The following is a 10558-nucleotide window of genomic DNA, read 5'->3' as shown; positions in this document are numbered from 1 at the left end:
GCCGGGGTAGCCCTCGGCGTACTTGTTGGTGAGGACGGAGCCCTGGGCCTCGATGACGGCGAGCGGAGCGAAGTTCTCCGAGGCGATCATCTCCAGGGTGGACTGCTGGCGGTGCAGCTCGGCGTCGACCGCGGCCGCGACCTCCGGGTCCAGCTCGTGCAGAGACGTGTTCAGAACGGTCATCGACGTCCTCCCTGATGAAGCTGATGCGTATGGAGCAACGGATTGAGCGATACGCAACATGGTCAGGGTGGGGTGGGGCCCGGTCAAGGGTGCGTCACGAACGCGCGCGCACGCCGAAGGCCGCCCCGGCGCCGTCACGCTCGTCCGTGTGCCTCCTGCGAGCGGCGTGAGAAGGAGTCGATGACCACGGCGGCGAACAGCACCCCGCCCGTGATCATGAACTGGACGGCGACCGGTGTGTCCGTGATGGCCATGCCGGAGGCGATCGACTGGATGACCAGCATGCCCAGCACCGCCGACCAGGTCGTGCCCCGGCCCCCGAACAGGCTGGTGCCGCCGATGACGGCCGCCGCGATCGCGTTGAGCAGCAGCACGCCAGAGCCGGAACTCTGGCTCACCGACGTGATGCGGGAGGCGAGGAAGAGGCCGCCGATCCCGGCCATGGTGCCCGACACCGCCAGCACCGCCGTCTGGACGCCGGCCACATTGAGGCTGGCGCGCCGCGCGGCCTCGACGCCGCCGCCGAGCGCGTACACCTGCCGCCCGTAATGGGTGCGGCGGAGCACGATGTCGAGGCCGGCCACCACCACCAGGAACACCAGCAGGGCGAGCGGCAGCCCCTGGAAGCGGTTGAGGACGTAGGCGATGGCGAACGCCGGCACCGCCACGACGCCCGTGCGCACCGCGATGCCCGTGAACGAGCGGTGCGGCATGCCGACCGCCATGCGGCGCCGACGGTCCTGGTGGGCGGCGGCGAACACCATGACGGCGCTGATCGCCGCCACACCGTAGGCGACGGCGTCATGGCTGAGGTAGTAGCTGGTCAGCTGGGCGACGATGCCGTCCTCGCTGAGGTTGACGGTGCCGCTGGTGCCCAGGATGTAGAGCATCAGCCCGTTCCAGGTGAGCAGGCCCGCCAGCGTGACGACGAACGCGGGCACCCGGGTTCTGGCGAAGGAGAAACCCTGGACGGTGCCGGCGGCGGTGCCGGCGAGCACCGCGATGACCAGTGCCAGCCATTCGGGCACACCGTTGTTCACGTTCAGCACGGCGAAGACGGCGGCGGCGAGTCCGCTGATCGCGCCGACCGACAGATCCAGCTCGCCGATCAGCAGCACGAAGACGATGCCCACGGCGATCAGCCCCGTGCCCACGATGTCCACGCTCAGGTTGGACAGGTTCCGGGGGGAGAGGAAGTTCTGGTTGAGGATCTGGAAGGTGATCCAGACGGCGGCGAGGACGAGGACGACGGGCAGCGAGTTCAGCTCGCCCGAGCTCAGCTTGCGCCGGAGGGCGGCGAGCCCGCGCTCCGTCGCCCCGGCGACGGCGCGGCCGCGTCTCGGCTCACGGGCCTCGGTGTCGGATCCGGTGGGCTCCGTCCGCGCTTCCTCCCGCATCCCCCTCACCACCCCGCCTCGGGGGTGGCCACCCGGCGGGGCACGTTCTCCGTGGCCCCGGTGATGCAGGCGATGATCTGTTCCTGCGACGCGGTGTTCACATCGAAGAAGCCGTTGTTGCGGCCGAGGCGCAGCACGGCCGCCCGGTCCGCGAGCGCCTTGACGTCGCCCATGTTGTGGCTGATCAGCAGGACCCCGAGACCCCGGTCGCGCAGCTGGTCGACGAGGTCGAGGACCTCGTTGGTCTGCTCCAGGCCCAGGGCCGCGGTCGGCTCGTCCAGGATCAGCACACGGGGCTCGCCCAGCAGGGAGCGGGCGATGGCGACCGTCTGCCGCTGACCGCTGGACAGCGCGACGACGGGGGCGCGCAGATCGGGGATGCCCCGGGTCAGCCGGTCCAGCAGATGCCGGGTGCGGCGCTCCATCTCCACCTCGTCGAGCAGCCCGAACCGGCGGATCTCCCGCCCGAGGAACAGATTGCCGACGACGTCGAGGTTTCCGCACAGCGCGAGGTCCTGGTAGACGGTGGCGATCCCGAGATCGCGGGCGTCGTGCGGGCGCCTGATGTGGACCCTGCCGCCCTCCCACTCGATGACCCCCCTGTCCGCGGGGGTCACACCGGAGATCACCTTGACCAGGGTGGACTTGCCGGCCCCGTTGTCGCCCAGCAGGGCCACGACCTGTCCGGCGTGGATCTCCAGCTCGACGTCCTTGAGGACGTCGACGACGCCGAAGCGCTTGCACACACCGCGCAGCGCCAGCAAGGGGGGACTCGGCACGGGCAACCATCTCCTCACCGGGGCGCGGGGCCCGGTCATGACCGGCTGTCAGGTCAGGCCGACCTTTTCGCAGGCGGCCTGTACGGCGGGGGTGCAGATCTGCTCGACCGTGTAGGCGCCGTCCTTCACCAAGGTGTCCTCGATCGTGTCGGCGGTCACGGGTATGGGGGTGAGCATGACGGCGGGCACCGTCCTGCCGTCGGTGGTGACGGTGTCCGTGGCCACCTCGTCGAGGCTGTCCCCGCGGGCCGCCGCCACCGCCATGGCGGCACCGGCGGAGGCCTCCGGCGCGAAGGGCTTGTACACCGTCATGTACTGGTCGCCGGTGACGATCCGCTGGACGGCTCGAAGTTCGGCGTCCTGTCCGGTGACCGGCGGCAGCGGCTCGACCTTGTTCGCCTTGAGGGCGGCGATGCTGCCGGCGGCGAGACCGTCGTTGGCGGCGTAGACCCCGTCGATGGACTCGGCGCCGAGACTGGCGAGGGCGCTGGACATGTTCATGTTCGCGGTCTCCGTCCGCCACTGGGCGGTGTCGTACTCCTTGCCGATCTTCACCTTGCCCTGGAGCACGGACAGCGCGCCCTTCTTGAACGCCACCGCGTTGGGGTCGCTGAGATCGCCGTTCATCATGACGATCTGGCTGTCGTCCGCGCTCTCGCCCATGGCCGTCAGCAGGGCCTGGCCCTGGAGCCGGCCCACCTCCTCGCCGTCGAAGGAGACATAGCCCGAGATGGGGCCTTCGGCGAGCCGGTCGTAGGCGATGACGGGGATGCCCGCGTCCGCCGCCTTCCCGACCGAGCCCGCGAGCGCCTTGGAGTCCACGGCCACGAGCACGATGGCGTCCATCCCTCGGGTGATCATGGAGTCCATCTGCTCCTGCTGGGCGGCCACCTCACCCTTGGCGTTGCCGTGCTCGACCTCGCAGTCGGCGCAACGCTCCTTGATCTCCCTCTCCAGCAGCAGCCTGTCCTGCGTCTCCCACCGCGCCGTGGTGGAGTCCGGCAGCAGCAGGCCGATCGTCGTGGCGTCGCTCCCGTCCGACGCGTCGTCGGAGGCGTCGTCGGCCCCGCAGGCGCTGAGGACGACGGCCGTCGAGACCGCGGTCACCGCGGTTGCCGCGTCCCGGATGCGGGCCTTCATGTGACAGACCTCCTCGCCCTGCGCCGCGTCGCCCCTCACCGCGCGCGGGGAGGATCCCGTGTGCGCCGCGGGGTCAGGGATGCGTGCCCGGTCGCGGAGCGGCGCCACCGGCTTCGGGACGTACCGCGTGGAAGCGGCGGGGCGACCACGTCGTCAGTTTGTCACCGGCCGCGATGTTCTGCGAATGCTCAGCCGCCGACCCTTCCGCCCGTTCTGTCCGGTCGGTTCGTATATGCGATTCTGGTAGGTGAGTGCCTGATCTTGTCAGGGCTCGCGGCATGGACGGGAGGAAGGTTGCGGACATGCCCCATGACGGCCCTGTCCAGGCCGGAGTCTCGGAGCGGCGGGTGTCCGGGTACGGTGCCGCCGGCACCCGCTACCCCTCCCTGCTGCCGGAAGCCGCCGCGAGCGAACGGGCGCTGACGTTCGCCGGGACGGCGCTCGCCGCCGTCTACACGGCCGGCCCCGCGGACACCGAACTCCGGCTGGTGGAGACGACGGGACGCGCCACCGCCGCGTACGCGCCGCCCGACCGGCTGCCCCTGTCCGGCGGCTCGGCCGTCGCGCACGCCGTCCGCACCGGCCGGCCGCTCTGGCTCGACGCCCCGGGGCTCGCCGGCTACCCGGAGGGCCGGCCGGTGCCCCCGGACATCCGCGCCTCCCTGGGCGCCCTGCCCCTGAGGACCGAGGGCGGCCGCCGGGGCTGCCTCGTCGTCGTGGGACCGTCCGCCGCCGGGTTCGACCCCGAGCAGCGCGGCTTCCTCGGCCGGTACGCCGACGCCGTGGCCGACGTCCTGCGCGCCGGGGACGGCGGTGCCGTGCCGACGTCGCCGCTGACCACCGCACTGCGCGGGATGCACGTCGGCTCGTTCACCCTGGTGCCGGACACCGGTCTCATCGAGGCGGACGAGACCCTGCTCGACCTGGTCGGGATCACCCCGGACGAGTTCGACGGCAAGGTGGACACCCTGCTGGCCCACGCCGTCCCGGAGGACATGCACGCCCTGATGTCCGTGGTGGAGCCCACGACCCAGGCCGTCGAGCGGCGGGAACTGGAGTTCCGGGTCCGCTGCCCCGCGGGCGGGATGCGCTGGCTGAGCCTCGGCTGCCGGGTCCTCGCCGGAGCCGACGGCCGGCCCGAACGGGTGCAGGGCATCGTGACGGCGACCTCCGAATTCCGCCGCAGCGCCGACGACGTCTCCAGGATCCAGTGGCTGACGGCGGCACTCGACGACGCCACGACCGTCCGCGACGTCGGCCGGGTCGTGGTCAGCGCGCTGCGCGAGCCGCTCGGCGCCGACCGGGTGGCGCTCGCCGAACTCCAGGGCGACCGACTCGTGGTGACCGTGCTGGACCCGCCGCAGACCACCTACTGGCCCGAGAGATGGCGGGCCGAATGGCGTACCGAGTGGCCCGAGGCGCCGATCAGCGTCCTCCCCACCCTCAAGACGGCCCTGCGGGACGGCCGCATGGACCTCTGGCCCGCCGGTACCGAGTTCGAACCGGGGCTCCTCGGCATCGGCGACGGCGGACTGGCCGTCCTGCCGCTGCCCGCCAAGGGCCGCGCCGTCGGCGTGTGTCTGATCGGCTGGGACCGTCCGCACGAGTTCGTCCCCGACGAGCGGGCCCTGCTCACCGCCACCGCCGCGCTCGTCGGCGACGCGCTCAAACGCGCCCAGGCGCACGACGCCGAGCAGGAACTCGCGACGATGCTCCAGCGCAGCCTGCTGCCCCGGCGCCTGCCCGACCTGCCCGGCGGCATCGCCGTCGCCCGCTACGTCCCCGCCCGACAGGGCCTCCAGGTCGGCGGTGACTGGTACGACGTCATCGCCCTCTCCGAGGACCGGGTGGCGCTCGTCATCGGCGACGTCCAGGGACACAGCGCCGGCGCCGCGACGATCATGGGCCAGATGCGTACGGCGGTCCGCGCCTACGCGGTCGAGGGCCACCCGCCCGACGTGGTCATCTCGCACGCCAACCGGCTCCTCGTCGGCATGGAGACCGACCTGTTCGCCACCTGCTGCTACGCCGAACTGGACATGGAGGAGGACAACATCCTCTTCGTCCGCGCCGGACACCTCTCGCCGCTGATGCGCCACCCCGACGGCCGCACCGAGGAGGTCCTGGTCGAGGGCGGACCCCCGCTCGGCATCCTCGCGGACGCCGAGTTCCCCATGACGGCCGTCCCCATCGTCCCCGGCGCGGTGCTCGCGCTGGTCACCGACGGTCTCGTCGAGGCCGCCGACCTGCCCCTGGACGAGGGCATGCGCCGGATGCGCGCCTCGCTCACCGTCGCCGACCCGGCGGACCCCGGACGGGTGGCCGACGCACTCCTCGGCGACTTCGGCCCCCGCGAGGACGACGTGGCGCTGCTGCTGCTGCGCTACGACGGGATGCGCACCCGGCCGGTCAAGGCGGGCTGGGCGGTGTGGCGGCTGCCCGACGCGGTCATGCACGCCCGCCGCTTCACCGCGCGCACCCTGCGCCGGTGGCACGCGCAGGAGGTGGCCGACGCGGTGCTGCTGGTCGTCTCCGAACTCGTCACCAACGCCCTGGTCCACACCCAGGGCCCCGTACGCATCGACCTCACCCTGCGCGGCGACCGGGTACGGGTCTGCGTCAGCGACTCCTCGCCCCGCGCCCCGGCCAAACCGGTGATCGTGGACTGGGAGTCGACCGGCGGGCGGGGCCTGATGCTCGTCGAGGCGATGTCCGACTCCTTCGGCACGGTGCCGGTGGCGGGCGGCAAACAGGTGTGGAGCGAGATCGTCGTACCGCGACGCGACACGGCCTCCGCGCACCCGGAAACCCGAACGGAACCGAGGGACCTGTCATGAGAACACGTACGGGGCAGGTCGGGGCGGCGGTCGTCACCGCGCTCATGGCGATGTCCATGGCCGCCTGCGGCGGGGACGACGCATCGGACACGGACGGCGGCTTCACCGTCGGTCTGCTCCTGCCGAGCGGAGCCATCCCCCGCTGGGAGCACTCCGACAAGCCGCTGATCGAGAAGCGGATCAAGGAACTGTGCCCCCGCTGCGCCCTGCGGTACGCCAACGCCGAGAACGACGCGACCCGGCAGCGGGAACAGGTCACCTCCATGATCACCAAGGGGGCCAAGGTCCTGATCCTCGACGCCGCCGACACCCGGGCGATCCGCTCCTCGATCCAGGAGGCCGACCGCGCCGGCGTCCCGGTCGTCGCCTACGACCGGCTCGCCGAGGGCCCGATATCGGGTTACGTCTCCTTCAACGGCGCACAGGTCGGCAGGCTCCAGGGCGCGGCCCTGCTGAAGGCGATGGGCCGCGACGCGCGGGGCGGGACCGTCGTCATGATGAACGGCGACCCGGCCAGCCCCAACGCCGCCTGGTACCGGGACGGCGCCCTGTCCGTCCTCAAGGGCAAGGTGAAGATCGGCAGGGAGTACGAGACCCGGGGCTGGAGCACGGACAACGCCCACGCCAACATGGACGCCGCGATCGCCGCCCTCGGCCCCCGGCGCATCGACGGAGTCCTCGCGGCCAACGACGCGATCGCCGCCGGAGCCATCTCGGCCCTCAAGAAGGCCGGCGTCAGCGAACTGCCGCCGGTCACCGGCCAGGACGCCGACCTCGACGCCGTACGGCGCATCGTCGCGGGCGAGCAGACCATGACGGTGTACAAGCCCTTCCAGGCGGAGGCGTCCGCGGCGGCCCGTATGGCCGTCGCCCTGGGCCGCGGCGAGGACCTCGACGACATCGCCACCACCACGACGGACAGCCCCACCACCGAGGACATCCCCACCGTGCTCCTCGCACCGACCCCGGTGACGATCGGCACCATCAAGCCGACCCTCGTCGACGACGGCGTCTACACCGTCGACCAGATCTGTACCCCGGCACTCCGCGCCGCCTGCGACCGGGAGGGACTCACCTCCTAGGCGGGTCCCGCCGAACCGGTCCACGCCCGCACAGGCCGGATCGAACTCGCCTTCTGTGCGGGGGGTGTGAGGACCCTTCAGTAACTTCCCTTCCCCTCTTCTCCCACCGGCCCCACGGGTACCACGATGTCCCCACGGGAGCGGCGATGACCTGCGCGGCGGACGGCCACGGCCGCCGGTCACGGCGATCCCCGCCCCCACGTGCGAGCGGCATGTGGTGAGCGCGCCTTCCCGTGGGGACGGGGACTGCGCGAGCGACGGGCCCGGTGCGCCATGCACCGGGCCCCTCGTCGTCGGACGCACGTGCGGGCATCAGGGCGCGGTACGGCGCGTTTATGATCTCCCCAGCCGACGGGGGAGGGTGTGGTGGGGCAGACACAGGTGGCGGACGCGGCGGGGACCGCGCCGCCCGGCAAGGGCAGAGCGGCCACGGCGGCCGCGTACGGCGTCGCGTGCGCGGCGCACCTCATCGTGGCGGGGCTGGTGATCGGCGGCCTGACCCTGATCGTGTTCGGCTGGGCGACGATCGTGCAGCCGGTGATCGGACTGGTGCTGCTCGGTGTCGCCGCCCAACTGCGGCCCCGCCTCGGCACCCTCGCGTCCGACTGGCCCACCCTGCGCCGCGGCCAGGCCCCGGCGCTGTTCACGCTGCTGGACGCCGTCGCGGACGAGGTCGGCGAGCGCCGTGTCGACGCCGTGCGGATCACCTCGGACTTCGCCGTCCGGGCCTCCGCCCACGGCGTCCGGCGTCACCGGGTGCTGGACATCGGGCTCCCGCTCTGGGTGACGTCCCGCCCGGAGCAGCGGGTCGCCGCGCTCGCCCAGGAATTGGCGTACTTCGGCGGTGACGTCCGGCGGGGCACGCTGGTCGGTACGGCGCTCACCTCCCTGAACGGCGGGACGGAACTCGCGGCGGCCCGCGCCGAGGCACCGGCGGGCATCTGGACGGCCGCCCCCGGCGCCCCTCACGCGGACGAGATGTCCGAGGCCACACGCGACTTCAAGAAGCGCGGCCGGATCGTGAACTACGTGCTGTGGATCCCGCAGCTGGTGATGAAGGGCCTGACCCGGGCGCTGCTCCGGCTCACGGTCCCGGCGGCGCTGTACGCGGAGTTCCGGGCGGACGCCGAGGCGGCCCGGGTCGCCTCCACGCCCGCGGTGGTCGCCCTGCTGCGGGACCGGCGGTCGGCCGACAGCGTGTGCACCGAGACGCACCGACTGGCCGTCGCCACCCGTACCTTCGGCCGCGGCGAGGCCGTGCGGAACGCGGAGCGGGACTTCTGGACGAAGGTCGCCGACCACGCGGCCACCCTGCCCGGCCGTGCGCCGGACGGCCCGGCCGACACCGATGCCGACGACCCGCGTGTCGCCCGGCTGTCACAGGAGACCGGGCGGCCCGCCACGGTCACGCTCGGGGCGGTGGAGGCCGACGCCGTCGAGGGCGAACTGGAGGAGGCGCGCCGCCTGGTGGCCCGCAAGGTCATCCAGGAGTGCGTGCTGGGCTGAACCGGTCACGGGGGCATCTTCGGTGGTTGTCGCCCGTCCGCCACCCTCACCGGTGGTTGAATTATTCTTCCCGATGGTTGACGTGCGGCTCGATGAGCCAGAGTATGTCGGGGGTGACACACTCCGCCGCCGGGCCCTTCGGCCCGGTTCTCCCCGCGGTCCTCGACGAGGCGGCCCACCGCTGCCTCGTCGCGGGCTTCGACGGTACGACGGCCGTCCCCGACACCCTGAAACGGCTCATCGACCGAGGGCTGGGCGGGGTCATCCTGTTCACCCGGAACATCCGTGACGCCGACCAGGTGCGCCAACTCACCGACACACTCCGGGAGTTGCGCCCCGACCTGTTGATCGCCATCGACAACGAGGGTGGCGGCATCGGCCATCTCGTGGCGGCCGGCGCCCCCGAGGTGCCCGGCTCCTGGGCCCTGGGCGTCGCCGACGACCCCGCCCTCACCGCGGCCTGCGCGGAGGCTCTGGCCGGACACCTCCTGTCGCTCGGCATCACCGCCTCCTACGCGCCCGTCGCCGACGTCCAGAGCAGGCCCGAGAACCCCATCGTGCGCACCCGGGCCTTCGGCGCCGACCCCGACCTGGTCTCCCGCCACCTCCGGGCCTGGATCACGGCCACCGAGGCGCGCGGCGTGGCCTCCTGCGCCAAGCACTTCCCCGGCCACGGCGGGACCGTCACCGACAGCCACCACGAACTCGCCGTCGACCCGCGGCCCCACGACCGGCTCGACCTCGCCCCCTTCCGGGCGGCCGTCGACGCGGGCGTGCCGATGCTGATGAGCGCCCACGTCGTCTTCCCGGCCCTCGACCCGGACCGGCCCGCCACCCTCAGCCCCCGCGTCCTCACGGAGCTGCTGCGGGGCGACCTGGGCTTCGAGGGCGTCCTGGTCAGCGACGCCCTGGAGATGAAGGCCATCGCCGACCGCTACGGCGAGGCGGCCGGAGCACGGCTCGCGCTGGCCGCCGGGGCGGACCAGGTCATCGTCGCCGTACCCGACCTGGAGGTCACCCTCGCCTGCCGGGACGCCGTCCTCGACGCCCTGGCCACCGGCAAACTGGCCGAGGAACGCGTGACGGAGGCGGCCGAGCGGGTGCGGCGGCTCGCCCTGCGCTACGCGGCGCCGTACCGATCCGGCGCGGTGACCGGATGGGACGCGGACGCCGGACTCACGGCGGCGCGCCGGGCCGTACGGAGCGGGCGCGGCACGCTGCCCCGACCCGTCACCGGAGCCCACGTGGTGGACCTGTTCCCGCCCCCGCACCCCGCCCTCAACTGGGGCGGCGAGGACCTGCTGACCGAGATCCGGGCCCTCGACCCGACGGCCACCGGGACGGCGGTCGCCGGGGAGCCGGCGGACGCCGGTGCCGTCGTCGGGGAGGTGGCGCGCGCCGCCGAGGGGCGGCCCCTGGTCGTCGCCGTGTGCGACGCCGGACTGCACCCGTGGCAGGGGCGACTGCGCGACGGGCTCCTCGCACGGCGGCCGGACGCGCTGCTCGTGTCGACGGGACTGCCCGAGCCCGGCGACGCGCTGTGCGCGTACGGGCGCGGGCGCGTCAACCTGCGGGCGGTGGCGGAAGCGTTGACGGGCCGGACGACCTGAGCGGGCGGGCGGGCGGCCTGAGCG

The 10558-nt window shown here is 73.0% G+C and carries 7 protein-coding genes and 1 pseudogene; 4 read left to right on the top strand and 4 right to left on the bottom strand.

Features of this window, described 5'->3' with window-relative positions:
• The 4 genes and pseudogenes from AOK23_RS38885 to AOK23_RS38870 form a co-directional block, all read right to left on the bottom strand.
• Nucleotides 1–183: pseudogene (locus AOK23_RS38885) on the bottom strand (serine hydroxymethyltransferase); the annotation flags it as partial.
• A 134-nt stretch (nucleotides 184–317) separates the two neighbouring features.
• Nucleotides 318–1580 (bottom strand): sugar ABC transporter permease, encoded by a 1263-nt coding sequence (locus AOK23_RS38880; RefSeq protein ID WP_055717176.1) that lies wholly within the window; start codon nucleotides 1578–1580, stop codon nucleotides 318–320.
• A 5-nt stretch (nucleotides 1581–1585) separates the two neighbouring features.
• Nucleotides 1586–2359: an ATP-binding cassette domain-containing protein gene (locus AOK23_RS38875; RefSeq protein WP_206336416.1), complete on the bottom strand. Its 774-nt coding sequence runs from the start codon at nucleotides 2357–2359 to the stop codon at nucleotides 1586–1588.
• 48 nt (nucleotides 2360–2407) lie between these two features.
• Nucleotides 2408–3499, bottom strand: a complete 1092-nt coding sequence (locus AOK23_RS38870; RefSeq protein WP_055717174.1) for a sugar ABC transporter substrate-binding protein — start codon at nucleotides 3497–3499, stop codon at nucleotides 2408–2410.
• 302 nt (nucleotides 3500–3801) lie between these two features.
• Between AOK23_RS38870 and AOK23_RS38865 the strand changes: the two genes are divergently transcribed.
• The 4 genes from AOK23_RS38865 to AOK23_RS38850 all read left to right on the top strand — a co-directional run bounded on the left by AOK23_RS38865 (nucleotide 3802) and on the right by AOK23_RS38850 (nucleotide 10534).
• Entirely contained in the window at nucleotides 3802–6336 is a 2535-nt protein-coding gene (locus AOK23_RS38865; protein WP_055717173.1) for a SpoIIE family protein phosphatase, read from the top strand.
• Nucleotides 6333–7418 (top strand): sugar ABC transporter substrate-binding protein, encoded by a 1086-nt coding sequence (locus AOK23_RS38860; protein ID WP_055717172.1) that lies wholly within the window; start codon nucleotides 6333–6335, stop codon nucleotides 7416–7418. Before AOK23_RS38865 ends, AOK23_RS38860 begins: the two co-directional genes overlap by 4 nt.
• Before the next feature lie 366 nt (nucleotides 7419–7784).
• A complete protein-coding gene (locus AOK23_RS38855; RefSeq protein WP_055717171.1) occupies nucleotides 7785–8924 on the top strand; it encodes a M48 family metallopeptidase in 1140 nt (379 codons plus the stop codon).
• A 104-nt stretch (nucleotides 8925–9028) separates the two neighbouring features.
• A complete protein-coding gene (locus AOK23_RS38850) occupies nucleotides 9029–10534 on the top strand; it encodes a glycoside hydrolase family 3 protein (protein ID WP_206336415.1) in 1506 nt (501 codons plus the stop codon).
• The last annotated feature ends 24 nt before the right edge of the window (nucleotides 10535–10558 follow it).

Source organism: Streptomyces torulosus (assembly GCF_001419765.1).
Classification (GTDB): Bacteria; Actinomycetota; Actinomycetes; order Streptomycetales; family Streptomycetaceae; genus Streptomyces; species Streptomyces torulosus.
Note: the sequence above shows the minus strand (reverse complement) of the source record. Positions and strands in the feature narration are given on the sequence as shown.